Origin of the sequence: Candidatus Bandiella numerosa, from assembly GCF_021811875.1 — a bacterium.
In the GTDB taxonomy this organism is placed as follows: Bacteria; Pseudomonadota; Alphaproteobacteria; order Rickettsiales; family Midichloriaceae; genus Aquirickettsia; species Aquirickettsia numerosa_A.
Genome location: NZ_JAJBJD010000232.1, coordinates 1 through 365, shown reverse-complemented (window position 1 = coordinate 365; position 365 = coordinate 1). Strand labels below are relative to the sequence as shown.

Below are 365 nucleotides of genomic sequence, written 5' to 3'. Positions count from 1 at the left end.
AGATCTGTAATAATTACTTTCTCTGCATTTGCAACATATTATTTCTGACATATACTAACCTTATTTGTGTTATTGTGCATATCATATCAGCTTTCTCAATTGTATGCTATATTTGTTTAGCAATGCCGATTTGTTAGGTACTGGAGTTTTAATTTTGGAGGCATATGGCAGCAAATGGTATTTATATCGACCATGTATCAAACAGTGACGGCAGTACCGAAGCTGTTGATCTCAAGGAGCATAAAGTGACTTCAGCATTTAAAATAACCCATGACCTTGCGAAAGACTTGATTGAGAAAGTAGTTCATACTACTAATCTCAAAAGTGCCTTTAGAGCTGTAAAACGCAATAAAGGTGCGCCTGGT

The 365-nt window shown here is 35.9% G+C and carries 1 protein-coding gene; it reads left to right on the top strand.

The window, feature by feature from the left end:
* Positions 1 to 164: 164 nt before the first annotated feature.
* Positions 165 to 365, top strand: a 201-nt coding sequence (locus tag L8D11_RS05495; protein WP_236870658.1) for a hypothetical protein, incomplete at its 3' end; no start/stop codon positions are given.